Here is a 24,801-nt window from a genome sequence, read left to right on the forward strand (position 1 = left end):
CTTTATTCTTGATGACCGGATGCTCGGTGCTGGGACCTGATTTTGAGGGTGTGGAACCTGTCGAATTACCGAATGGCTGGAATAAAGACACAGAAACTGACACCAGTTGGAAAACCGCTCGCTGGTGGTTTCAGTTTCAGGACCCGGCTCTAAACCGTCTGGTTGAGGTGGCTTCGGAACAAAACCTGGATCTGGAATCTGCAGGTCTGAGAATTTTGCAGGCGAGGGCGGCTTTAGGTATTGCCGATTCATTTAATTATCCTCAGGCACAAACCTTCTCCGGAAACCTGGCCAAAATCTATCAGAATGAAAATACATTCGACAATGCCACGCTGAATTTTGATGCCGGGTGGGAGCTGGATGCATGGGGAAAATTTGCTCGTGGTGTTGAATCGGCTGAAGCCGGTCTTTATGCCTCCATCGCGTCTTATCACGACATTATGGTGAGCATTACGGCAGAAGTGGCCAGAAATTATGTGAACTACCGGACTTTTCAGGAAAGAGTGCTGCTATCTGAGCGTAATATTGAAATTCAGGAGCGGGTGGTGGAGATCACCGAAGCACAACTTGCTTCCGGAAACGTCACCGAGCTGGATGTGCAGCAGGCGAAAACACAGCTTTATAACACCAAATCTGCGCTTCCGTCTCTGAGGATTGGCATGATGCAGTCAAGAAATGCTCTGGCTGTACTTCTGGGAACTTTGCCAGACGAGATCGAGCCGATGCTGGCTTCAGCACTGATTGACTCCAAGATCAAAGTCTTTGATCAGAAATATGATCGTAATCAGGTGAAGCAGTTGTTTGATGTGTACGAGCGCCACTCTCTTATTCCTCGCCCGCCACTGGTCAGTACCACTGTCGATGCCTCACTGGTATTAAGAAGGCCGGATTTACAGCTTGCAGAACTTCAGGCTCATGCTCAAAGTGCGCAGATTGGTATCGCTGAGGCAGAATTTTACCCGCGGTTTTCACTGTTCGGAGCCATAGGGATCAACAGCACGGTGCCTGCTGGTAGTGAGTTCAGTTTTAGTGATTCGTTAACTTTGTCATTAGGCCCCGCTTTTTCCTGGAATGTGTTTCAGTACGGTCGGGTTGAAAACAACGTCCGTTTTGAGGATGCCCGCTTCCAGGAAACTCTAACTAACTATAACAAACGGGTGTTACTTGCTGTTCAGGAAGTCAGCAATGCACTTGAAGCTTACCAGCTAAACAGTTTGCAAAAGGAGCTGGCTTTCAGCTCAGTCAGTGCTTCTGTCCGGGCATTTAACATCTCCCTGACTCAGTATGAAAACGGTCAAATCACGTTCGAACGCTTGCTCAGTTCGGTCGAGAAGATGACCCGTAGTGAAGATACTTACGCTCAGGTTAAAGGTAATGTCGCCAATCAGGTGATTGCACTTTATAAGTCCCTAGGCGGTGGGTGGGAAGCCAACACGGGGAAGCCGTTTGTACGGGAAGATGTCGCAGAGCAAATGAAAGCCAGAACAGACTGGGAAAACATGCTGGATGATTCGGTATTGCCGTCATTGTCTCCGAATAACGTCGAGACAGCCCCATGGGTTTTCGGCAAACCTAAGGCAGCTTCGACCGAAGAGGCGGAAAAGGATGACGGATCAGACCCTTCGGCTGAGCAGGGAGAACCATGATGGATATGCCTCATGAGCTGGCCATTGGAGATGTGTATTTTTCGCCGTTGTTGCTGGTGGTGATTTATGCGGTGATTGCGACTTGGGTGACCGTTGTGATTCTGAACAAAATCCGGCTGTCTCGACTGATTGCCTTTCCGTCGCTGACGTTTCTGGCCATCACCATGTTTTATGTAGTGGCTATTGATGCCTTTTTCCTGCGGTTTTAGGTGTGAAGATGAAGAAGATAAAAAAGCTATTCGTTATCGCGCTTAATGTCCTGATTATTGGCGGGGCGGTATGGCTGGGTTATCAGAAATTCGACGAGTATTTCAATAACCCATGGACGCGAAACGGACAGGTCAGGGCTAATGTTATCAAGGTTGCCCCAAGGGTTTCCGGGCCAGTGGTTTATGTGGCGGTGAATGACAACCAGTTTGTGCGCAAAGGGGACCTTCTGTTTCAGATTGATGACAGCACATACGAGGTCGCACTGTCACAGGCCGAAGCTTCACTGGAAAGGGCCGTCGTTAGCTCCCGCGGAAAGAAAATTGAGTATGAACGGCTGCTGGATATCAGAGCACGCGATAAAGGCGCAGTGTCGCTCAAAGATCTAACCCGGCGGCAAATTGCGTATGAAGAGTCACTGATTCAGATAAAAGTTTCTGAGCAGCAGTTGAATGCAGCAAAACTGAACATGGCGTTTACCCGGGTTTATGCTTCAGTAGACGGATATGTCTCGAATCTGGATATCAAAGAAGGCACGCAGGCGGTGGCGAATCAGCCTCTGTTGGCTTTGGTTGATGTAAACAGCTTCTGGGTGTTTGGTTATTTTCGTGAAAGTCAGCTGGAGAACATCAGTATCGGTGATGCGGCAAAGGTAACGCTGATGGCTTATCCGGAACAGCCGATTGAGGCGGTCGTTGATTCGCTGGGCTGGGGAATCGCACCTAAAGACGGGACAGTTGGCTATAACCTGCTGCCAAACGTGAATCCGGTTTTTCAGTGGATTCGACTGGCGCAGCGGATCCCGGTACGGATATCACTGAAAGATCTGCCGGATGGCATTGATCTGAGATTTGGGCTGACGGCATCCATTATGGTGATGCCGGATGAGACTCAGAACCATGAGTGAGGCTGAAGATGCATTATGGGCAATAAAATCAGTGAAAAGAATAATTTCTATTACCTGACCCTGGCATTGATCATTTTGCTGATCAGTTCTTCTTTTCAGCAGGTACTGACCAGCGGTTTGCTCGATCTGCTTTTGCAGTTTGTCACCGTACTGAATTTTATTGTCTGTCTGGTGAGTCTGCGATTTGACAAAAAGTGGTATCGATTTCTGATTGCCTTGTTTGTCTGCTGGCTGGTTGTGGCCGTAGGCAGGCAACTGATGGGCATAAAGCAGATAGATGTAGTGATGCTGCTGCTTACCTTTACTTTTTTCCTTGGCACTTTTGCTTCGATTTTCCGGCAAATTTTGATGACGGGCAGTATTGATACCAATAAAGTTATCGGCTCCCTTGCGTTGTTTTTGTTGCTCGGATTGATGTGGGCGATTCTTTACCTGTTGATTCTTGAATTTTCCTCCGACGCCTTTACCGGCATGACTCAGTTGCCTTGGGGCGACAATTTCTCCAATGCCGCCTATTTTAGTTTTGTCACCCTGACCACATTAGGGTATGGCGACATCAGCCCTGTTTCACCGGTTGCTCAGGTGGTTGTGTATTTAGAAGCCATCGTGGGTGTGTTCTATATGGCCATTGTTGTGGCCAGTCTGGTTGGCGCAAGCCAAAGTAATCAGGATAAGGACAATGGATAACAAACTTGAAAAGCATCAAAGCAAGATCTTTGTTAACAATATGGTCGAATCCTCGATTCGGATTGGCTTATTGTTTGTGTTGGTTGTCTGGACTTACGACATTATCAAGCCATTTATTATTCCCGTTCTGTGGGGCGCAATTATTGCAGTAGCTTTGATGCCGCTGACGATGAAGCTGGAACGGGCGCTTAATGGAAAGCGAGGGCTGGCGGCCACCATTCTGGCTTTGCTGGGAATTACTTTGCTGGTGGCACCCTTCGTGATTGTATCCGGCTCAATATACGAGGCTGTTGCACGAATGACAGAGGTGTTGCAGGAAGGCAATGTCAAACTTCCGGGGCCGACTCCTCGTGTGGCTGAAATTCCTTTGATTGGTGACAAGCTCTATGACGTCTGGGCGTTGTTCTCGTTGAATCTAGAAAGTGCGATGCAGAAATATCTGCCTGAGATTAAAGGGGCTGTCAGTGCTTTTGCTGGTTTGCTGGGTAGCAGCTTAGCTTCGCTGGTGATGTTCATTATTTCGCTATTAATTGCAGCCGGATTTATGGCTCATGCCGAAGCGATGTCAAAGGCAGTACAGAATGTATCAGTCCGTATTGTTGGCAAGCATGGTGAAGAGTGGGCAAATTTAATTGCCGCCACTATTCGTAGTGTCTTGCTCGGGGTAGTGGGTGTGGCGTTTATTCAGTCTTTACTTGTTGGCTCTGCATTTTTTATTTTTGGTGTGCCTGCCGCCGGGTTGCTAACGTTGCTTGTGTTTATCTTTGGTATTGCTCAGTTACCGGCAACCTTGGTGGGATTACCCGTCATTGCTTATGTTTTTTCCGTTCAGGATACGACTCCGGCGACCATTTTTGCAGTGTGGGTGATTGTGGCTGGCTTGTCCGATAATGTGTTGAAACCAATGCTGATGGGGCGGGGAGTCTCAATACCTATGCCTGTAATTCTGTTTGGTGCAATTGGCGGGATGATTACTGCCGGAATTATTGGTTTGTTCCTCGGTGCTGTCATTCTGGCGATTTGGTATGAACTGTTTAATACCTGGCTGAAGCTGGAACAGTTTGGACCGGAAGATATATCGGCTGGAGATAAAGCTCAGGCTGAAGCTTCATCGAAATAATACACTTAGAGTAATAGAGATCAGGCCGGGTATTGCCCGGTCTTTTTTGTTGCGGCTGGCTTTTGTTATTCGCTTAGCTAGTGCGCTTAGTGCGGATGGCAGGCTCGGATAATAGATATCTGAATATTTGCTCTATACTGAATCGAAGGAGTGACGTTAAGTGATTGACGTTAAAAAAATGGATATTCAGGCCAAAGGGAGTAAAGCCGCAATGGAAACCATCTTTGATAAGGCAAGAAGGTTGATTAATCGGTTAGAAGTGATCACCGGTACGTTTAAGTTGTCGAAAGTAAAACCGGATGAACCGAATAACAGCCCACCGCTAACGGATAAACACAGCGAACTTGAGAATAAAACCGTTTTTATCAGTGGTGGCTCCAGAGGGATCGGTTTTGCTATTGCCAAGCGTTGTGCTGAAGCCGGAGCAACAGTCATCATTGCGGCGAAAACGACAGAACCTCATCCTAAGCTCCCCGGCACTATTTACACCGCAGCCGATGAAATCAACGCGATTGGCAAAGGCAAAGCAATTCCTGTTGTATTGGATATTCGTGATGAAGAGGCGATAAAACAAGCTGTCGATGAAGTCTGTCAGCGGACGGGAAGAATTGATGTTGTGATCAATAATGCCAGCTGTATTAATCTGCAAAACACCGAAAATACCCCGGCTAAAAAATTCGATCTGATTTTTTCTATTAATGTGCGTGGTACTTACTTATTAACTCAGGCTTGTCTGCCTTACCTGAGAAAGTCCGATAATCCGCATATTCTTACTCTTTCTCCGCCAATCAACCTTAAGCCCGAGTGGTTCAAAAACTACGGGGCGTATACAACGTCAAAATACGCCATGTCGATGCTGGCGCTGACCTTTTCGGAAGAGTTTAAAACTTACAATATTGCTGCCAATGCCTTGTGGCCGAAAACTGCGATCGCGACATCTGCGATCCTAAATATGAAAGAAGGGAAATGGTTGAAAGATCGTTCTCGTCACCCCGAAATCATGGCTGATGCCTGTTATGAAATTATTACCCGGGACGCCAGAGAATGCAGCGGCAACTTCTTTATTGACGAAGAGGTACTAAAGCATCAGGGAGTGACGGACTTTTCTCATTACGCCTGTCAGCCCGGAGCCAGCCTTCAGCGTGATTTGTTCCTGAACGGCTAAACTGACGGCAACAGCGGTTAACTTTGAACTTAATTGATCACTAGCGCATAAGGCCAGAAGGTAGGGAGCCGCTTAAATATTTCAGCTTTAATATTCATAGTGTTATTGTCAGTTGCTTCACCTGGGGTTCAAATAGTCGCGGGTATATTGGTGCGCAGGATTAAAAGGGGCCACTGGTAATGCAGCAATTTTTTAAGACGATCTATCAGTACATCAGTCCACCGGAAAGTCCGGACATTGAGCCTGCAGTTTCTCAATGGCAGGCTCATTTGCCAACGCTATGGCTCTTGGGGAAAACCGGCGCGGGGAAATCATCATTGATTCAGTCGTTAACCGGTAATACGGCCATTGAAATCGGTAATGGTTTTCAGTCCTGTACTCCGACCTCCATGAGCTACATTTATCCTCAATCAAACCCTTTGCTTTGTTTCCTTGATACCCGGGGACTGTCTGAAGCTGACTATGATCCCCAGGAAGATATTGCAGCCTGTCAGAATCGAAGTCATGCCTTATTGGTTGTCATGAAAGCCGAAGAGCCTGAGCAGAGCGATATCATTAAGGCGTTGGAGCAAATTCGCGATACAGGTCAGATAAAGCAAGTACTGGTTGTTCATACCGGTGTGATGTCGATTGCTAATGCTGATGAAAGGAAAAATGCCATTGCTTACAACCAGTCTCAGGTTGAGGGAGCCTGGAAAGGGGAGTTGTCGTCAGTAGCGGTTGATTTTGCCCATACGCCGGAACCAGCTGGATTGGATGTCCTTAAATCATCGCTGGGGGAGATGCTGCCGATTTTATTTTTGCTGATGGAGGAAGAAGAGCATCACAATCGGGAAGAATCGAATTTCAGCAAGTTGAAACGGGAAGTTATCTGGTATGCAGGTATCGCGGGAGCTTCGGATGCGATACCGGTTGTCGGGCTGGTGTCTGTGCCTGCAATTCAGGGCAAGATGCTTCATAGCTTAGCAAGCCATTACGGGATTGAATGGAACTGGCAACGTTTCAGTGAATTTGCCGGATTACTCGGTTCCAGTTTTGCCTTTCAATACGTCTCTAAACTGGGATTGCGACAGTTGGTAAAGATCATTCCTGTATATGGCCAGACTATCGGTAGTGCTTCAGCGGTTGCCATCAGTTTTGGTTCAACTTATGGAATTGGTCGGGCTGCATGTATGTATTTGTATCACCTGAATAAAGGGGAGCCAGTGTCGAGTCAGGATATCAGGCAGGCGTTTGAGCAGGCTTTCACTCATACAAAGGAGCGACATGAAAAAAGCACGCGGCGGGATTAATTTTCTTACTGAGCTGTCCGGCGGCATTGTACCGCTGTTTCTCGCTTTGCTGGTGATACCAACTCTGATGTTGGCAATTGTAGGCGCGGTGACCTTAGTGCAGTTGGGCGGATGGTTGTGGTTTGCGTTGCTGTTGGCACTCTCTTCACTCATTGTCTCCATTCCTTATTTTTATCTGGTCAGGCAGAGAAAAGCAGAAAAGCGGGCACTTGAAGCTTTGCCCGGTTATCAGGTGAAGCCATCAGGGCAATGGAGTGACTTCGACAACAAGGTGTGGGACGAGCTGAACCTGCGTGTTGAGACTCTGCTGGCGTTAAATTCTGAATGGGGGATGATGCGCCCCCATGCCTTTCAGCTTGTTGCTGATGCCGCCGGTTATTATTTTCCTGATAAAGCCGATAAAGAACTGGCTTTTACTGCTCCTGAATTTTTATTGATGGTGGAAGAGGTGAGCCATCGTTACCGTCAGTTTTTGTTAGAGCATGTACCTTTCGCTGAGAAAGTCCGGCTACGGACGCTGGTTAAGGGCTATGAGCAAAAAGACAAGATAGGTGTTGCGAAACAGGCTTACGATATCTATCGGGTGTTCAGAGCGATGACGCCTGCCGGATTAATTGCTGAAGCCCGCGGCCAGATCCTCGGGCGGATTTTTGAGGATGTAAGTGAAGAGGTTCAGGGTCAGCTGAAACGGGTACTGCTACAGGAAGTGGTGGCTGTAGCTATCGATCTTTACAGCGGACGCTTTGCTGCAAGAGAAAGTGAACTCGGTAAAAGTCGAGTTTCAGATGATGATCAATCAAGGTTTGCAGCTGAAATTGAGCCGCTGCGGATTGCGGTGGTAGGGCAAGTCAGTGCCGGTAAGTCATCACTGATAAACGCTATTTCGGGAAATATGGTGGCAGAGGTGCAGGTGTTGCCTTCGACTGATGAGGTAACAGTGCATCGTTGCGAAGTCGATGGGATCGACCTGGTACATCTGGTTGATCTTCCAGGCATTGACGGAAGCCTGAAAACCGCAGAGTTACTCATAGATCAAATGACTAACAGTGATTTGATCTTTTGGGTTGTTAAAGCGAACCAGCCAGCTAGAAAGCTGGATGTTGAGTTACGAAAACAGCTGGATGCTTTTTATCAGGATGAAAAACACTTAAAGCGAAAAAGGCCGATGATTCTGGCTCTGGTTAACCAGGTTGACAGATTAAAACCGACAGAAGAGTGGGAACCGCCGTATGATATTGTTCAGCCGAATTCAGCTAAAGCAGAGGTGATTCGCGCTGCTTTGGAATATAACCGTCAGCAATTAATTCCGGATGAGATTATGGCGGTTGCCGTGCTTGAAGGGCAACCGGATTACAACATTGAACACATTGTCGAATTTTTACTGGAGAACTATCCGGATGGGGTAAACACACAGTTAAACCGTCGTCGGATAGAGCATAAGAGTGCAGCGCTCGGTGATCAGATCACAAGGTTATACCGGTTGGTCGAGCGCGCATTCAAAGAGTTTCAGAAAGAGATATATTAATATTACAGTTCTTCGACATCATAAGTGTGATTGCTATAGCCACTAATTGTTGCCAATGTCGTAAGTGGAAATACCTGTTGTCATAATGGTAACGCGCCAATTCAAGTGATGTCCCATATCATCCTCGTAAACCCAATTTGTTTGCGAGGTAACCATGAAACCACTCTATGTATCCCGATATTTGTTATGCAGTTTTGCCTTTGTGCTGCTCTATCCAACCGCGATAGATCTTTACTTAGTTGCCTTACCACAAATTGCTAAAGACCTGTCTGCGAGCGAATCACAACTTCATATCGCCTTTTCCATTTACCTCGCAGGTATGGCGTCGACTATGGTGTTTGTTGGGCGTGCGGCTGACCGGTTAGGCCGTAAACCTGTAGCAATGTGCGGAGCAGTAATTTTTACCATAGCATCAATGTTGGCAGGCTCGGCGCAGACTAGTGATAGCTTCCTGGTGATGCGCTTCTTCCAAGGTGTCGGGGCCGCGTGTTGCTACGTGGTGGCTTTTGCCATTTTGCGCGACACTCTAGACGATCAAAAGCGTGCGAAAGTGCTGTCGATGCTTAATGGAATTACCTGTTCGATCCCTGTGCTTGCGCCGGTTATCGGCAACTTGATCATGATTCAGTTTCCTTGGCCAGTGCTATTCACAGCCATGGCGATGATGGGTATTGCGATTGGTTTGACTGCCTGCTTTGTGCTTAAAGAGACTTTACCTAAATCTGAGCCAACGACTTTGATTGTCGATGAAGGATCAAGTGAGTTTATGTTCAATCGCTTTTTCATCTCGCGCGTGATTTTTACATCTTTAGGCGTAACTGCGATTCTTTCCTATGTGAATACATCGCCAATGATTGTGATGGATACATTGGGCTTTACCAGAAGCGAATACTCAACCGCCATGGCTCTGCTTGCTATGGTGGGTATGGCAACATCGTTTTCAGCGCCGATTGCACTGTCTTACTTTAAACAAAACACTCTCATGGTGGCCGCACAGATTACCAGTTTGCTGTCGGCTATTGTCATTCTCGCGGCTCACTTGAATGGCGATAGCTCGACACTCTATATGGCAGGCTTTTTCTTAATCAGTATGAGTTTTTCTATGGGCTTTGGAGTGGCCATGAGCCAAGCGTTAAGCCTCTTCTCTCGCAAAGCAGGTCTGGCAAGTTCAATGCTTGGCATTGCTCAGGTTTCTTGCTCCGCGCTGTACATTTGGCTGATGGCACTATTAGGCTTATCTGCTGTGATGATGTTAATGATAGCGTTGGTTGCAAGTGGCATGATTGGGCTCTCTCTAATATTATTATTTCCACATCAAAACGTTAGTGAACATCATGAAGAAACCTCTTGCCCGACTTGATCTTAATTTATTGCTCACCCTGCAATTGCTACTGCAAGAGCAGAGTGTCACAAAAACGGCGAAAAAGCTCAACGTGACACCCTCAACAGTAAGCAAATCATTGGGTAAACTGCGCGATTGGTTTGATGACCCACTGTTTGTGAATACGCCGCAAGGACTGAGGCCGACAACTCTGGCGACGAGCATGCAAGAGAGCTTGTCGGACTGGATGCAAATAGGCAATCAAATTGCTTCGCGCCGCGGGGCTGACGCACCAAGTGGGGTAAAATTTCATCTTGGTGTCGAGTCGCCCTTGTCACTCATTATGGTCGATGAGCTGACCAAACGCATTCACGATACGTATCCGGACTCTAAAGTGAAGTTTCACAATTGGGATTATGATTCACTTGATGCCATTACCCGTGGTGAAGTAGATATAGGCTTTACAGGCCGCGAAAGTCACCCTCGCTCAAAAGAGTCTTTAGAACTGCTTCCGTACTTCATCAACTTTGAGGTGCTGTTCTCGGATTTACCTATGGTTTACATCCGTAAAGACCACCCTGCCCTTAAGCAAGAGTGGAACTTAGAAACCTTCTTGAGCTATGACCACATTAACGTGACATGGGAGAAGAACGACAGTTGGGCGCTCGATGAGATCTTGGCTGAGCAGGGTTATACGCGAAATATTAGCTTAACTATGGCGAGTTTCGAGCAAGCCCTGTTCGTGGCGGAAAGGCCAGATCATCAAATGTTGACGACAGCGCCTAAGTACTGCCAGCGATATTGCGAGCAGCTCCATCCGAATTTGGCGGCGTTGCCTATTCCAATAGAAAAGGAGTATCAGCACAAATTGCTCATTCCATTCACTATGATTTGGCATAAACGTAATAATCAGAACCCAAAAATCGTTTGGTTGAGAGAAACGATCAAAAGCCTGTATGGTGCAAATTGAACGATTAATGTTTGGGCATTGTTAAAGCGAAGGGGGGAATAGTGTCCCCCCCTTTGTTCTATCTATAGCAATGGGGGGCAGGTCTTGCCGTTTGCCTTCCATTAGCTTAAGTATTCTAAAATCAGAACACTATCATCCGCTCTGATGTTGGTCGCAACTCATTTTGGGGCAAAGGCGACTTAGAGCAACCTGTCAGATTCGATTACATCGAGCTTTGGGAACTGAAAAATTGAGCCCTGACCAATCCTATTAAAGCGTATTCATCTCAGGGCATCTGGTGTTAGCGATGTTTTATTTTCCGCGGAACGACTTCCACACCGGTTCTGTAGCGTCCGGCTGTTGCGTTGAGTGCCAGCTCGAGAGCATTTTCAGCAATTAATTCAAACTGCTGTGGCAGTGACTGAATTCGGATTGGCAGAAAGTCCAGCAGGCGGTTGTCACCGAAGGTTGCCAGTTGCGTTTTTTGCATTAGTTCCGGGTTGGCAAGCAAGCAATCCAACACGCCTTCAAACAGGGTATAGGATGTTGCCAGAATAGCATCCGGCATCGTGCCTTCGTTAATCCATTGCTGAACCATTTCTTGCCCCTGGGCTTGACTGAAGTGTTCACCATAGGACACCAGTGTGCTTATCTCTGGCTGTTTGGCCTGAATCGCGGCGAGGAATCCCTGTTCACGTTCTTTTGATACGCCCAGCTCAGGTACAGCACCAACCAGGCCGATGCTGTTAATACCTTTATTGATCAGGCTTTGGGTCAGTTCGAAAGCGCCATCCAAATCTTCACTGATCACACTGGCAAAGACCTCATCATCCATCGCACGGTCGAGAGCGATAACGGGAACGCCGCTAGCCTGGATCTTTTTGTAAAAAGGGTGATCCGGCGGCAGGGCACTGGCTACCAGCAGGGCATCAATTCGGCGGCTGAGTAAAGTATCAGCTACTTTCATCTCGGTTTCAGCATTATCGTCTGAGCAGGAGATAATGAGCTGATAGCCGGCTTTGCGGGCATCCCGCTCCAGTAACTTGGCCAGCTTGGCATAACTGCTGTTTTCGAGATCAGGAATGATCAGGCCGAAAGAACGGCTGCTGCCTGCACGAAGGGATGTCGCGGCATGATCAGGCCGAAAGTTAAACTCATTAACGACAGCCATGACTTTTTGTTGTGTCTTTTCACTGATCCGGTATTTAGCGGCCTTGCCGTTAATAACGTAGCTGGCGGTTGTTCTCGACACCCCGGCCAGTTTTGCAATTTCATCTAACTTCATTCTGGTTTTTTCTCGATCCCAACAGAATTGTGCGGCGGATCATATATTGGCAAATGATCTGATACGGAACAATTGCAATGTTAGCTGAAACCATTCAGCATGTCAGCTGAAAGGTTTCAGCAAAGCAGATAAAACCGAATGAGTTTTGCTGGAGCTTTTATTTTTAGCTTTTGCTGAATCGATTCAGTAAAAGCTGATTTAAACTAATTTTAGATGTGTAGGGATAGGTAAAAGACAAAACGAAAGTGCTTTTACCGCATCAACCGGATACTGGAGTGGGTATGTTGTCACTATCAACCAATGATATTCAGCTGAGGCAGTCAGCAGCTGACAAACAAGAAGCGATTAAGGCTCTGGCGACAGGGTTGGAACAGCAGGGGCTTGTTGAGACTGGCTACGTTAATGGAATGCTGGCTCGTGAAAATCAGAATTCCACTTTTCTGGGTAACGGTATCGCCATTCCGCACGGGACGACAGATACCCGAGGTCTGGTAAAGCAGACGGGTGTCCGTGTTCATCATTTTCCGCAAGGGGTAGATTGGGGAGATGGTAAAACCGCTTATCTGGCAATCGGTATTGCGGCTAAATCCGATGAGCACCTTGGCATCCTCAAGCAGCTGACCAAAGTGCTTTCAAGTGACGGCGTTGAAGCGAAACTTCAGCAGAGCAATAGTGCTGATGAACTGATTAAGATTCTGAACGGTGAATCACAGCTTGAAGCAGATTTTGATCCGACTCTGGTTCAGCAGGACTTTCCTGCAACCGATTTGATTCAGCTGATTGCTGTTGCAGCCGGTCTGATCAAAAACCGTGAAGCTGCGGGTAATGCTAGTGTTGCTGATGCGATTGCATCAGGGGCTACTTACTTAGGTCAGGGACTATGGCTGGCAAAAACCGATAAAGATGTAACCAGGACGAGCCTTTCTTTTGTTACCCCACAAGTACCGTTTGTTGAACAGGGCAACCCGGTAAAAGGTTTGCTGATGGTTGCAGCGTGTAACGGCTCTCATATTAACAACATTAATTACTTGACTCAGCTCTTGTATAAGCAGCAGGCAGACAAGCTCTTTGCGGCAGATGCTGACAAGGTTGTGACTTTGCTGACCCAGGAGCTGGTTGAGGGTAATTCCGAAATCTTCAAAATCCGTAACCCTCATGGTCTTCATGCGCGTCCGGGCGCAATGCTAGTGAGTGTGGCTAAGAAGTTCGAATCAAACATTCTGGTTGCCAATCTTAACGGTGACGGTAAAGCCGTAAATGCCAAGAGCCTGATGAAGGTGATTGCTTTGGGTGTTAAACAGGGGCACGAACTGGAATTTACAGCAAATGGTGCGGATGCAGATCAGGCACTACAGGCCATCGGACAGGCTATCGCAGATGGCTTGGGTGAGGGTAAGTAATGAGTAAAAACGAAATGCCAAAAGTTGTCACTGTTACCTTAAATCCGGCACTGGATCTGACCGGGAACTTGAATGCCTTAACAGCAGGCACCGTAAACCTGGTGGAAAAAGGTAGCCTGCACCCGGCCGGTAAAGGGGTGAATGTTGCCAAGGTACTGGCAGAGCTTGGCGCAGATGTAACGGTAACCGGTTTACTGGGGGCAGATAATCAGGAGCCATTCTGCCAGTTATTCGAACAGCTTGGTGTAACCGATAAATTTGTTCGTGTGCGTGGGGCCAGCCGAATTAATGTCAAGCTGGTGGAAGCCAGCGGTCAGGTCAGCGATATCAACTTCCCTGGTGTGACTGTATCTGAGCAGGATATCGCTAACTTTGAGCAGACTCTGTTTGAACTGGCAGAAAGCCATGAAGTGTTTGTTATCGCAGGCAGCCTGCCAGCTGGGATCTCCCCTGAGCAGTGCGCAGGCTGGGTGGCGCGGTTGCAGCAGCAAGGCAAGTTTGTCTTTTTCGACAGCAGTAAGGCGGCATTGGCTGCAGGCCTGAATGCGGCGCCGTGGCTGGTTAAGCCGAATGATGAGGAATTGTCAGACTGGGCTGGTCGTAAGTTAGAAACAGAACAGGAATTGATCGAAGCAGCGGAACAGCTGGCCGACAAAGGCATCGCGAACGTTGTGGTGTCATTGGGCGCAGAAGGTGTGATGTGGCTCGACAGTGAAGGCTGGCTGGGTTCACGCCCGCCAAAAATGAATGTGGTGAGTACCGTTGGTGCAGGTGACACTTTGGTTGCCGGGATGTGCTGGGGGAAACTCAAGAACTGGACCAAACAAGAGACACTCAGTTTTGCCACTGCACTTTCGGCGTTAGCTGTAAGTCAGGTGGGGGTCGGCGTTGAGGATATCGATGCAGTACTGACCGTAAAAGAAAGTGTCCTAATCTCAAATCAAAGCGTGAAGAGTTAACTCGGATCAGAGGGTATCAAGATGAAAATCGCAGTTGTAACAGCTTGCCCTAGCGGTATTGCAAATAGTGTTATTGCTGCCGGCTTAATGGAAAAAGCCGCAGCGGAATTGAAATGGACGGCAGACATCGAGTGCCAGTCAACGGTAATGCCGGTTAAGGCACTGACATCGGCTCAGATCAACGATGCTGATTACATCGTTATTGCGGCAAACACTGACGTCGACACCAGCCGTTTTAAAGGAAAGATGGTTTATCAGTCGTCGATTGATGCATGCCTGACTGATCCGAAAGCATTTCTGGAAAAGGCGGTTGTTGAAGCGACTCTGTTGAGCGAAGTTAAAGAAGTCACTTCTGTAACTGCTACCGGCACCAAGAAAATTGTAGCTATTACTGCCTGTCCTACCGGCGTAGCTCACACTTTCATGGCTGCTGAAGCGCTGGAAGATGAAGGCAAGCGTCAGGGACATGAAATCAAGGTTGAAACCCGCGGATCTGTAGGGGCGAAAAACCAGCTGACAGCAGAGGAAATCGCTGCGGCAGATCTGGTTGTGATTGCTGCTGATATTGAAGTGGATTTATCTCGCTTTGACGGTAAGAAACTGTATAAAACCAGCACCGGTTTGGCATTGAAGAAAACAAGCCAGGAACTGGAGAAAGCGTTTGCAACAGCAACGGTTTATCAGTATCAGGGAGGTGCGTCTTCTAGTGCTGAAGATCAGAAGAAAGAAAAGACTGGTGCATACAAGCACCTGATGACGGGTGTATCTCACATGCTGCCACTTGTTGTGGCGGGTGGTCTGGCAATTGCTCTGTCTTTTGTCTTCGGTATCGAAGCCTTTAAAGAAGAGGGCACACTGGCTGCGGCGCTGATGTCTATCGGTGGTGGTTCGGCATTTGCCTTGATGGTGCCTGTTCTGGCTGGTTTTATTGCATTCTCGATTGCAGATCGTCCTGGTTTGGCTCCGGGTCTGATCGGTGGCATGCTGGCGAGTTCAACCGGTGCAGGTTTCCTTGGTGGTATCGTGGCGGGCTTCCTGGCTGGTTACAGTGCCAAAATGGTTGCTGATAATGTAAAGTTACCTCAGTCCATGGAAGCGCTGAAGCCAATTCTGATTATTCCTCTGGCATCTAGCCTGATCACCGGCCTTATCATGATTTATGTGGTTGGTGGTCCGGTATCTGCGGCAATGACAGGTCTGACAGAGTTCCTGAATAACATGGGGTCAGCCAATGCAGTATTACTGGGTGTGATTCTGGGTAGCATGATGTGTTTCGACCTGGGTGGTCCGGTAAACAAAGCGGCATATACCTTTGGTGTTGGTTTGCTGGCATCTCAGACTTATGCGCCAATGGCTGCTGTAATGGCGGCGGGGATGGTTCCTGCGCTGGGTATGGGACTGGCGACATTTCTTGCCAAGCGTAAGTTCACTGAAAGTGAAAATGAAGCAGGCAAGGCATCATTTGTGCTTGGTTTGTGCTTTATCTCCGAAGGTGCAATTCCGTTTGCGGCACGTGATCCAATGCGAGTTATCCCAAGTTGTATGGCGGGTGGTGCTCTGACTGGTGCGCTTTCAATGTTGTTCGGTGCGAAGCTGATGGCACCTCACGGTGGTCTGTTTGTACTGTTCATTCCGAATGCCATTACGCCTGTACTGATGTACCTGGTTGCCATTGCTGCCGGTACGTTGGTTACTGGTTTGACGTACGCCTTCCTGAAAAAAGCGGATCAAGAGCAACTGGTTACAGCGACAGCCAAATAGTAATGGTGAGCCGTAACAGGGAAGCGATGAAGTTTTTGATTAATTAGCTTCTGATAAAAAAGAAAGCCCCGGCATTAAATAATGCCGGGGCTTTTGCCACCGCTGCCTACGGATTCGTTACGATTGTTGCCAGTCTGAGTGCTGACTTAGCTCATCCCCATCGCCCGTACAGGGTACTTAAGCGCAACAAGAGCTTATATTTTTGCAATCGCATCTGTTATTAGTTGTAGGCATTCCTTGCGATTTGAAGCAGTGTTTCCACTGAAATAGCGCAACTAGTCTTTTATTTATAGTTTTATCCCAAGTTATTTTTATATTGTTATTTTTCTTCTGCTGCTACCAATAGGTCTTCCCCGTTGGTAATCAGTAAGTACGACTTCCCTGCGTCTAAGTCACATAGGCTGATCGCCTCAGCGCCAAAATAAAGTTCCCCGCTACAATTTTCCAATGTCATATATGGACTAAGCTGACCTTTTTTTACTTCATTAGATGAGATCACGCTTGAAATGATCTGCACCCTGGTGTCCTGATGGCTGAATACCCGTATGCGATAATGATTCGGTAAATCGGAAGATTGCTGGGTAGCGGTTGAAAGCATCAGTTCATTATCATCCATCCAGCTAATTGCCCATGCTTTTTCTGTGTTATTGAGCATCAACTGTGCAATATTGCTAGTTTCAGTCTGAGTATTGGTATCACGAGCGCCGATGTTTAGATTTAATGGCGTCGGTGTATCCCAGCTAAAGGATTTCTTATTAATTTCTGTATTGTAGCAAGAAGTTGCCTTATTACTTTGTTCATATAAAAGTTCGTTGCCATTAGCATCAGAAACAAAGTAATCAATTGACTTCCCAGCCGTATTGATAAAGTCGATGTCAACCTGACGGGCAGATGGCTCCTGTTGTGATGAGCTTGTACCCGTATCAGAAGATGAACTTCCTCCACCGCATGATGCAACACAAAGAGAAAACAAAATTGTTAGCGCTGACCTAATCATGTGACGAACCTTGTTTGTAATTATTTATGAAGCTCAAAGTAAGCATATTGCAAGAAGTAGTGATTTTTTGATGAATCTCAGGGATAAAATTGAGTGTTTTGTAAATAGCTGGTTTATAAGTACAAAAACACCTCTCAAGAATGAGAAATTAAACGGATACGAAGAATGGAACAGTTATTGTAGGGGGGATTTATCCTATTTGATTCACAGCTCAACATCAGAGACTAGCAATATCATAAGTGTGAATTTGTCTGTGTTAACTTGATAGGAGAGAAGAAAATTTAAGTGCCGAATTGAATTCAAAAATAAGGCTCACTTAATTGAAAGTGAGCCCTATATGCTTGGTTAATTTTGAAACATTAATATGTTTTACGATAAGAGCGGTATCAACACATACGCCGCCTGAGGCCGCTGATATCAAGTAACCTGGTTGATATTTCCTCGACAGAAAGTGAGGTGGTGTTCAGATAAGGAATGGCCTCTCGACGGAACATTGCCTCAACTCTATGGACTTCATTTTCACATTGCCGCTGACTTGAATAGTCACTGTTGGCATAACGGCCGTTACGGATCTCGACCAGGCGCTCGGTATCTATGGTCAAACCGTAGGTTTTATAACGATAAGGTTCGATTGCCTGAGGTAGTTTCAGGCTTTGCATATCTTCAGCGATGAACGGGTAGTTGACAGCTCGGATACCAAACTGCATCGCTAAATACAGACTGGTTGGCGTTTTACCACAACGTGAAACACCAAGCAGGATAACATCGGCCTGTTCGAGATTGTTCAGTGAAATACCGTCATCGTGGGCGAGGGTATATTCAATAGCGGCGATACGGTCGTTATAACTCGCCGCATCCCGTTCAATACTGTGTGAACGCTGCAGTTTAGGCATTGGCTCCAGTTGCAGATCCTGCTTAAGCGGTTCGACAAGAGCATTGAGTACGTCATAGAGGTTTGCCTGGCTTTGCTCAATGATTTCTTTGACTTCCGGAAGCACGATGGAATAGAAAACCAGTGGTTTCACGCCGGTTTGTTCATAGGTGTGGTTGATTTGTTTCTGCACACTTAAAGCCCGCTCAACCGATTCGATAAATGGTCGGGTATGTTGCCGGATTTCAACCGGAAATTGTGCGAGGACGGCATGACCGAGTGTCTCCGATGTAATAGCTGTACCATCAGAAACGTAAAACACATCACGAAAATTGGATTTGCGCTGCATAAAAAGTTGAATCCTTCAAAAATACCTGTAACGTAGAGCTCATTAATAGATATAACAATAACCTTACAGGGCATCTATGCTTTTATTACATCCCCCAAGGTAATGAAGGAATGCTTAGCGAAATCGTATTGTGGCTCAGCTTTTTTTTAACTGCTAGCGCAATCGTTTCCGTTGAGAGGTTGTCCACATAAACTGTTGAATCCAATAAAGGAGAATTGCCGTGCAACAGAACGTTGTTTGGTATGATGGCTTGTCAATGAACGATGTTGATAAAGTCGGAGGAAAGAATGCGTCACTGGGCGAAATGGTTTCTAACCTGGCTAATGCCGGCGTAAAGGTACCTAATGGTTATGCGACAACGGCCCATGCATTCAATCAGTTTCTTGAAGCAAACAGCCTGAATGATCGAATCCATGATCTGCTTGATGAACTGGATGTCGATGATGTGAATGCATTGCAGCAGGCCGGAGAAACTATCCGAAATTGGGTTTATGAAGCGCCGCTTCCAGCCGAACTGGAAAAGGATATCCGGGAATGCTATAGCCAACTGGGTGAAGGCGATGAAATGCTTTCTGTAGCAGTTCGCTCGTCTGCAACTGCGGAAGACTTACCTGACGCCTCGTTTGCAGGCCAGCAGGAAACTTTCCTTAACGTACGCGGTATCGACGCGGTTATTGAAGCTGTGAAGCATGTCTTTGCTTCTCTGTTTAACGACCGTGCGATTTCCTATCGAGTTCATCAGGGCTTTGATCACCGAGGGGTTGCTCTGTCTGCTGGTGTTCAGCGCATGGTTCGTTCAGACAAGGCAGCTTCAGGGGTTATGTTCACCCTGGACACTGAATCCGGCTTTGATCAGGTGGTATTTATCACTTCATCCTGGGGCCTTGGTGAGATGGTAGTTCAGGGGGCTGTGAACCCGGATGAATTCTATGTACACAAGCCAATGCTTGAAGCCGGAAACCCGGCTGTGGTTCGTCGTACCATTGGTTCGAAGCTGATTAAGATGGTGTATGCCGACGGTAAGGAACTGGGTACTCAGGTAGAAGTGCTTGATACCACAGCCGAAGAGCGCAAACAGTTCTCTTTGACTGATGAAGAAACTGAATCGCTGGCGAAGCAGGCGATGATCATCGAAAAACACTATGGCCGTCCGATGGATATCGAATGGGCCAAAGATGGTTTCACTGGCGAACTATTCATTGTTCAGGCACGTCCGGAAACAGTCCGCTCTCGCGATGATGCTCAGGTGATGGAGCGTTTCCACTTGAGCGGTGCAGGAAAGGCATTGATTGAAGGTCGTGCAATCGGCCAGCGTATCGGTACCGGCGTGGTTCGAGTTGTGACAGATTTGAGCCAGATGGATCAGGTTCAGCCGGGTGATGTGCTGGTGGCTGATATGACAGACCCGGATTGGGAACCTGTTATGAAGAAAGCGGCAGCGATTGTTACCAATCGTGGTGGCCGTACCTGTCATGCTGCGATTATTGCCCGTGAGCTGGGTATTCCTGCGGTAGTCGGTTGTGCTCATGCCACTGAGTTGTTGAAAGATGGCCAGCAAGTAACCGTATCCTGTGCTCAGGGCGAAACCGGATATATCTATGAAGGTGAACTTGATTTTGAAGTTCGTCGTTCAGCAGTCAATGATCTACCGACTCTACCGTTGAAAGTTATGATGAACGTGGGTAACCCGGACCGTGCTTTCGATTTTGCCTGCATTCCGAATGAAGGTGTGGGTCTGGCCCGACTGGAATTCATCATCAACAAGATGATAGGTATTCACCCTAAGGCGTTGCTGAACTACAGCGAGCAGTCTGATGAGCTGAAAGCGGAAATTGATGCCCGTATCATTGGCTATAACGATCCAGTGGAATTCTACATTCAGAAACTGACTGAAGGGATTTCAACGCTGGCTTCAGCTTTCTGGCCAAAGCGTGTCATCGTTCGTATGTCAGACTTTAAGTCAAATGAATACCGTAATCTGATTGGCGGCGTTCATTTCGAGCCGACAGAAGAAAACCCGATGCTTGGTTTCCGTGGTGCATCCCGTTATATCTCGCCTCAGTTCCAGGACTGTTTCGCCCTCGAGTGTGAAGCAATTAAACGTGTTCGTGAGCGTATGGGCCTGAAGAATGTCGAAATCATGATCCCGTTTGTTCGTACCGTCAGTGAAGCGGCGTCAGTTATCGACTTGCTGGCTAAGTTCGACCTTCGTCGTGGGGAGAATGGCCTGAAAGTCATCATGATGTGTGAGCTGCCATCCAATGCAGTATTGGCAGATGAATTCCTCAAGTATTTCGATGGATTCTCAATCGGTTCGAACGATATGACTCAGCTGACTCTGGGGCTTGACCGTGACTCCGGTGATATCGCCCACATGTTTGATGAGCGTAACCCGGCGGTTAAGGCGATGCTGTCGATGGCAATTAAGGCTGCCAATAAGGCAGGTAAGTATGTCGGCATTTGTGGTCAGGGACCTTCAGATCATGAAGATCTTGCAGACTGGCTGATGGAGCAGGGCATTGATTCTGTATCTCTGAACCCCGACACTGTAGTTGAAACTTGGTTGCATTTGGGCTCAAAAGGCAGTGATTAATGCTGTTCAATACTGGCTATACTATCGCTGATTGAGTTTAAAGAAATATAAGCAAAGCCCGCACTGATTTCAGTTGCGGGCTTTTTGTTTGCTGTTCAGATGGTTATTTCTGAAGCTGCTTTTTGTACTGAATGAAGCTCAGAGCAGTAAGTAGGGCAAAAAACGCTGGGTCACTCCAACCGAAGCCAACAAAAATACCTTTGAAGCAAGCATACAGAGTGATAATCAAGCCAAGGATATTGGTGATCATCAAACCCTGAAACAACTTGGCTGAAAGCTCACCTTTCTCGATATCGCGGAACAGAAAGCTTAGTGCCGCAATACCTCCAAGGAAGATGCTGTTATGCTGGGACAGGAAATAAGCGTATTGATCATTAACCTGTACGCCGTACATTGGCCACATCAGACTTGGAATAAAAAACAGTGCTATGGCAAACACGCTGTAGATTGCACCGTGGACGACTAAAAAAGTTCTGTTCTGCATATCGTTGTTCCTGGTAAATACTGTTTGGATGCTGTTACTTGTTAACCGGGCCTTTATTAATCAAAGACAGGCTTTCATTAAAATCAAATACGATGCCACGGATATCGGTGATGCCCATTTTTTGTAAACGCTCGCTGTGCATTTTCAGATAAGCCTGCGCAGTTTCTTCACTTTCAAAAAGATAGATACCGCCACCCAATTGGTCTTTTGCACTTTCGGTCCAGATCTTCCAAATCATTCCGGGCTCATGGTTAATAGACTCTGCCAACTCTTTCAGCTGTGATGCCATTTCTGAACCAAATGGACCCTGGTAGGTAAAATCGACCTGTAATAATTTACGCATTTTGATTACTCCACTTTTGAGGTTGTATACCCGCTAACCTGAAACCGTCATAAGCTGCAAAGGAATGTTTTCTGACTGGTTCCTCGTCTGCGGTATGTGTAATAATCATATCTGTAAAAAATGAACATAAAAGTTCAATATTTATTGATTTAATGTGGAAAAAATAGACCAATGAGACTGAGAACAACACTGGATCAGTGGCTTACACTGCAAGAAGTTGATCGCTCCGGGAGTATTCAGGCAGCGGCAACGCGGCTGAACAAAAGCCATACCACACTGATATATGCCATTAAGAAGTTGGAAGAACAGCTGGATGTGTCGTTAGTTGAGGTAAAAGGACGCAGAGCTGTACTGACCGATGACGGCAAGTCGTTGCTTCGCAGAGCCAGTTCGATGCTGGAACAGGCTCAGGAGTTGGAAGTGTTGAGTGCGCAGTTATCAAAAGGTATTGAATCAGAAATTACCGTATCGGTAGACCATTTATGTTGTCGCGAGTGGGTGTATGGTCCGTTAGCTGAATTTTTTAGCGAGAATAAAAGCACGTCGGTCCAGGTTGTCGAGACGTCTCTTTCTGGTACTACTGATGCTGTGTTATCGGAAAAATCTGATATCGCAATTATTAATTTTCCCATCACCAACTATCCGGCAGAGGCTTTCGGTGTTGTGACTATGGTTCCTGTGGTTGCAGAGCATCATCCATTAGCTGGTAAAGACAATTTGTGTTTGGCGGACTTGATCACAGAGACTCAAATTGTGATTCGTGATTTAGGCTCACAGGTCACCGACGATGAAGCGAATGCCGGTTGGCTGAAATCCCAGCAGCGATTAACTGTCGATAATTTTGACCATGCATGGAGGGCGGTCAGGGCCGGGCTGGGTTTCTGTCGTCTGCCGGAACATATGCTGGATGCGATGCACAGCAATAATCTTGTCCGGCTCTCTATTGAAGGTGCTAACCGTTATCAGGTCCCTGTTCATATCACATTACCCAAGGGACCAAAGACCGGGCCTGCGGCAAGGAAGCTTTATGAGTTATTGATATCTGAAGCGGGCAGGCGAATGACAGAATCTTCTGTTGAAAATAACATGAGCTGATTTTCAAAATGCTTCTCAGGCTGATCAGTCTTCCACTTGAGCGAGCAAGGATTCCATTTTCTTTAAGATAAACTTTAATAACTCTGGATTTATGTCTTCACCATCCAGTAATCCCTGGATTATATCTTTCGATTGGTTTAGCTCAAACTCTACACATCGTTGGTTGAGGTCACTGATTTTCATACATTATATCTATTGAGTTATCGTAGAGTTATTATACTAATAGTGAATAAATACCGCTCTTAATAAGCTTTTTCCTTTTAACATTTTTTGAAGCTGGTTCATGTTTTTTATCAACTAGTTAATAGTTGACACACTTTTATACGTTTGATTTGTCTGTTTTTTGTTCGGTTACGGGCATTTACGTTATCTATTAGGCGTTTATCTGAGTTGTGGTGAGCTATCACCTAATGGTCAGAAAACGGCTAGTTTGTGATTTTTCCTGAATTTGTTGCGATAGGCGGTTGATCAAGTTGAAAACGCCAATAGGGGATGGAATACTTTTTGATGAAAGCTTGGTTTCTTTCGTCAAACGCTTTAAATCTATTTTTGAATTGACTTGCTAATGGCACCGTCTTGTCATATTCGGTTTGAACTTCGGAAGCAATATTGCGATGCAAAATTACCCGGTCAGCTTCACAGCCGGTACCGACATAGGTTTCAATATACCCCCCGGGTGCGACACCAAAAACTAAACTTCGGTCTATTTGCCAGCCGTTTCCACATTGGGTGATATAAGAGTCTTTATCCATCAAATCGCCAAGGTTTACAGGTAAATTAAGCCATATGCCATAGCGTTTTTTATCAACAAAGGAAACCCATTCAACATAGGCTTTAATTGGATGTTTTAATGTTTGCCTAGCTCCACCTGAGCCATAATAAGAAAATTGTCCGTTGATTATTTCATTGGGGAGAAAAGCCCCTGATATTCCGACGCTAAGTGGGCGTAGTTCGGTTTTATTGTCTGGTAGAACGAACCGGATTTCGGTATTGAACACCTCGTCTGCTGCGGCGGTAAAGCCATACCCCCAAGGTTCATGTTGTGCATATGCACAGGCAGCAAGTATGAACGCGAAGAAGAAAGTGATGATTCTATTTTTTATCATGATGTATATTCCTGCATTGGTTTTATCAGGACCAATGTGCAAAATCTACTGTGATTGATTGTTGTTTCTACGGCTTGTCGCGATAGGCGGTTGTTCAAGTTGAAAACGCCAATAGGGAATGGTGTACTTAATAAAGAACTCTTTGTGTTTTTCATGGAATTCATTGATTCCATATTGGTCTACTAATGGTACCGTCTTGTCATATTCGGTTTGAACTTCGGAAGCAATGTTGCGATTCAAAATTACCCGGTCAGCTTCACAGCCGGTACCGATATAGGTTTCAATATAGCCCCCGGGTGCGACACCAAAGTTTAGAATTCTTCTCATTTGCCAACCTTTACCACATCCAGAAATATAAGAATCTTCATCTGTTAAAAAATCGAGGTTGGTTGGAAAGTTGAGCCAAATCCCATAGCGTTTTTTATCAACAAAGGAGACCCATTCAACATAGGCTCTTATCGGATATGGAGCAGATTGTTTGGGGCCACTGAATCCGCGAAAAGCAAAATAACCATTAAGTATTTCTTGAGTAAGAAAAGCCCCTGATATTCCGACGCTAAGTGGGCGTAGTTCGGTTTTATTGTCTGGTAGAACGAACCGGATTTCGGTATTGAACACCTCGTCTGCTGCGGCGGTAAAGCCATACCCCCAAGGTTCATGTTGTGCATATGCACAGGCAGCAAGCATGAACGCGAAGAAGAAAGTGATGATTCTATTTTTTATCATGATGTATATTCCT

Annotated in this window: 22 protein-coding genes; 15 read left to right on the forward strand and 7 right to left on the reverse strand. The window is 46.5% G+C overall.

Features of this window, described 5'->3' with window-relative positions; all coding sequences use genetic code 11:
• Positions 1–11 precede the first annotated feature (11 nt).
• The 10 genes from C942_RS00505 (at position 12) to yidZ (ending at position 10,840) form a co-directional block, all read left to right on the forward strand.
• Positions 12–1,646, forward strand: a complete 1,635-nt coding sequence (locus C942_RS00505; protein ID WP_051035677.1) for a TolC family protein — start codon at positions 12–14, stop codon at positions 1,644–1,646.
• Positions 1,647–1,651: 5 nt separating this feature from the next.
• Positions 1,652–1,855 carry a DUF1656 domain-containing protein gene (locus C942_RS00510; protein WP_086004382.1) on the forward strand — a complete coding sequence of 68 codons (204 nt, stop codon included), beginning with the start codon at positions 1,652–1,654 and terminating at the stop codon, positions 1,853–1,855.
• 17 nt (positions 1,856–1,872) lie between these two features.
• On the forward strand, positions 1,873–2,760 hold the full coding sequence (locus tag C942_RS00515) for an HlyD family secretion protein (protein WP_036798270.1): 888 nt from the start codon (positions 1,873–1,875) through the stop codon (positions 2,758–2,760).
• A 15-nt stretch (positions 2,761–2,775) separates the two neighbouring features.
• Positions 2,776–3,447 (forward strand): potassium channel family protein, encoded by a 672-nt coding sequence (locus C942_RS00520; RefSeq protein ID WP_007461246.1) that lies wholly within the window; start codon positions 2,776–2,778, stop codon positions 3,445–3,447.
• Positions 3,440–4,567 carry an AI-2E family transporter gene (locus C942_RS00525; RefSeq protein WP_007461247.1) on the forward strand — a complete coding sequence of 376 codons (1,128 nt, stop codon included), beginning with the start codon at positions 3,440–3,442 and terminating at the stop codon, positions 4,565–4,567. The genes C942_RS00520 and C942_RS00525 overlap by 8 nt, the downstream gene beginning before the upstream one ends.
• Before the next feature lie 160 nt (positions 4,568–4,727).
• Positions 4,728–5,732, forward strand: coding sequence for an SDR family oxidoreductase (locus C942_RS00530; RefSeq protein ID WP_007461249.1), 1,005 nt, complete (start codon positions 4,728–4,730; stop codon positions 5,730–5,732).
• A gap of 179 nt (positions 5,733–5,911) precedes the next feature.
• Complete coding sequence (locus C942_RS00535; RefSeq protein ID WP_007461251.1) at positions 5,912–7,024, forward strand: YcjF family protein; 1,113 nt, start codon at positions 5,912–5,914, stop codon at positions 7,022–7,024.
• Positions 6,999–8,549 (forward strand): GTPase family protein, encoded by a 1,551-nt coding sequence (locus C942_RS00540; RefSeq protein WP_007461254.1) that lies wholly within the window; start codon positions 6,999–7,001, stop codon positions 8,547–8,549. Before C942_RS00535 ends, C942_RS00540 begins: the two co-directional genes overlap by 26 nt.
• A gap of 154 nt (positions 8,550–8,703) precedes the next feature.
• Positions 8,704–9,909 carry an MFS transporter gene (locus C942_RS00545; RefSeq protein WP_007461258.1) on the forward strand — a complete coding sequence of 402 codons (1,206 nt, stop codon included), beginning with the start codon at positions 8,704–8,706 and terminating at the stop codon, positions 9,907–9,909.
• Positions 9,884–10,840 (forward strand): HTH-type transcriptional regulator YidZ, encoded by a 957-nt coding sequence (yidZ, locus tag C942_RS00550; protein WP_007461260.1) that lies wholly within the window; start codon positions 9,884–9,886, stop codon positions 10,838–10,840. Before C942_RS00545 ends, yidZ begins: the two co-directional genes overlap by 26 nt.
• A 280-nt stretch (positions 10,841–11,120) precedes the next feature.
• Here the strand turns inward: yidZ and cra are convergent, their stop codons facing one another.
• Positions 11,121–12,104 (reverse strand): catabolite repressor/activator, encoded by a 984-nt coding sequence (gene cra / locus C942_RS00555; protein WP_007461262.1) that lies wholly within the window; start codon positions 12,102–12,104, stop codon positions 11,121–11,123.
• A gap of 281 nt (positions 12,105–12,385) precedes the next feature.
• On the opposite strand from cra, the gene fruB reads away from it, so the two are divergent.
• The 3 genes from fruB to fruA are packed head-to-tail and all read left to right on the forward strand — an operon-like array spanning position 12,386 to position 16,224.
• The gene (fruB, locus tag C942_RS00560) at positions 12,386–13,504 is read left to right on the forward strand and encodes a fused PTS fructose transporter subunit IIA/HPr protein (protein ID WP_007461264.1); all 1,119 of its coding nucleotides are present in this window, start codon (positions 12,386–12,388) and stop codon (positions 13,502–13,504) included.
• On the forward strand, positions 13,504–14,463 hold the full coding sequence (gene pfkB / locus C942_RS00565) for a 1-phosphofructokinase (protein ID WP_007461266.1): 960 nt from the start codon (positions 13,504–13,506) through the stop codon (positions 14,461–14,463). Before fruB ends, pfkB begins: the two co-directional genes overlap by 1 nt.
• A gap of 21 nt (positions 14,464–14,484) precedes the next feature.
• Positions 14,485–16,224: a PTS fructose transporter subunit IIBC gene (gene fruA / locus C942_RS00570; protein ID WP_007461268.1), complete on the forward strand. Its 1,740-nt coding sequence runs from the start codon at positions 14,485–14,487 to the stop codon at positions 16,222–16,224.
• Between the two features lie 319 nt (positions 16,225–16,543).
• Here the strand turns inward: fruA and C942_RS00575 are convergent, their stop codons facing one another.
• Both C942_RS00575 and ppsR read right to left on the reverse strand, forming a co-directional pair.
• Positions 16,544–17,221, reverse strand: coding sequence for a hypothetical protein (locus C942_RS00575; RefSeq protein WP_007461270.1), 678 nt, complete (start codon positions 17,219–17,221; stop codon positions 16,544–16,546).
• A gap of 386 nt (positions 17,222–17,607) precedes the next feature.
• The gene (ppsR, locus tag C942_RS00580; RefSeq protein ID WP_007461271.1) at positions 17,608–18,441 is read right to left on the reverse strand and encodes a posphoenolpyruvate synthetase regulatory kinase/phosphorylase PpsR; all 834 of its coding nucleotides are present in this window, start codon (positions 18,439–18,441) and stop codon (positions 17,608–17,610) included.
• Positions 18,442–18,661: 220 nt separating this feature from the next.
• On the opposite strand from ppsR, the gene ppsA reads away from it, so the two are divergent.
• On the forward strand, positions 18,662–21,034 hold the full coding sequence (gene ppsA / locus C942_RS00585) for a phosphoenolpyruvate synthase (RefSeq protein WP_007461273.1): 2,373 nt from the start codon (positions 18,662–18,664) through the stop codon (positions 21,032–21,034).
• A 103-nt stretch (positions 21,035–21,137) separates the two neighbouring features.
• Here the strand turns inward: ppsA and C942_RS00590 are convergent, their stop codons facing one another.
• Positions 21,138–21,518 carry a hypothetical protein gene (locus C942_RS00590; protein WP_007461275.1) on the reverse strand — a complete coding sequence of 127 codons (381 nt, stop codon included), beginning with the start codon at positions 21,516–21,518 and terminating at the stop codon, positions 21,138–21,140.
• Positions 21,519–21,552: 34 nt separating this feature from the next.
• Positions 21,553–21,861 carry a monooxygenase gene (locus C942_RS00595; protein WP_007461277.1) on the reverse strand — a complete coding sequence of 103 codons (309 nt, stop codon included), beginning with the start codon at positions 21,859–21,861 and terminating at the stop codon, positions 21,553–21,555.
• A 171-nt stretch (positions 21,862–22,032) separates the two neighbouring features.
• Between C942_RS00595 and C942_RS00600 the strand changes: the two genes are divergently transcribed.
• Positions 22,033–22,956, forward strand: a complete 924-nt coding sequence (locus C942_RS00600) for a LysR family transcriptional regulator (protein WP_007461279.1) — start codon at positions 22,033–22,035, stop codon at positions 22,954–22,956.
• 425 nt (positions 22,957–23,381) lie between these two features.
• Here the strand turns inward: C942_RS00600 and C942_RS24250 are convergent, their stop codons facing one another.
• Both C942_RS24250 and C942_RS00610 read right to left on the reverse strand, forming a co-directional pair.
• On the reverse strand, positions 23,382–24,062 hold the full coding sequence (locus C942_RS24250; RefSeq protein WP_007461282.1) for a DUF2931 family protein: 681 nt from the start codon (positions 24,060–24,062) through the stop codon (positions 23,382–23,384).
• A 45-nt stretch (positions 24,063–24,107) separates the two neighbouring features.
• Positions 24,108–24,788 (reverse strand): DUF2931 family protein, encoded by a 681-nt coding sequence (locus C942_RS00610; RefSeq protein ID WP_007461284.1) that lies wholly within the window; start codon positions 24,786–24,788, stop codon positions 24,108–24,110.
• Positions 24,789–24,801 lie beyond the last annotated feature (13 nt).

The organism is Photobacterium marinum (assembly GCF_000331515.1).
GTDB classification, from domain to species: Bacteria; Pseudomonadota; Gammaproteobacteria; order Enterobacterales; family Vibrionaceae; genus Photobacterium; species Photobacterium marinum.